Source organism: Pseudomonas sp. RIT623 (genome assembly GCF_004519305.1).
GTDB lineage: Bacteria > Pseudomonadota > Gammaproteobacteria > Pseudomonadales > Pseudomonadaceae > Aquipseudomonas.
On sequence record NZ_SOZA01000099.1, the window covers coordinates 1 to 461 of the forward strand.

Below are 461 nucleotides of genomic sequence, written 5' to 3' on the forward strand. Positions count from 1 at the left end.
GCAGTCAGACGCTTCACGTTGTCACAATTGTCATGCGGCCCAACGTGCGCTTGGGCGATGTCCTGCGTTTTCGTTACGAAGTCACCACGAGCGAAGGACAGCGTTTTGCCGTTGCCCTTCCGGACATCCCGATCCGTAACGCAGACGGCGAGCGCTACCCCGGCGAGCGCTTCGCAACCATTCCCAATGCCGACGTGGTACGGGCAGCGAACGGACAGTTGCGCGTCAGCTACGAAGTTTACCGAGCTGGGGTTCAGGTCCAGCGCTCGTATCGTAGAACGCTGGTTGTGCAAGGTGTCGTGCAGCGCTTACCGGCCCCGAGTGTCAATGAGGCTACTGGTCCGACCGTGCCTGGCGGCCTGAGCGCGATCACGGCAGGGATCAGTTGGCCTGGGATGATGTTGGGCGACCGCACGCAATTAGTGCTGAGTGGAGAGTCCGCGACAGGGGCTCTCGAGCGA

1 protein-coding gene is annotated in these 461 nt (G+C 61.6%); it reads left to right on the forward strand.

Going from position 1 to position 461, the window contains the following annotated elements; genetic code table 11:
• On the forward strand, nucleotides 1–461 hold a 461-nt coding region (locus tag E3U47_RS25140), incomplete at both ends, for a hypothetical protein (RefSeq protein ID WP_218568169.1).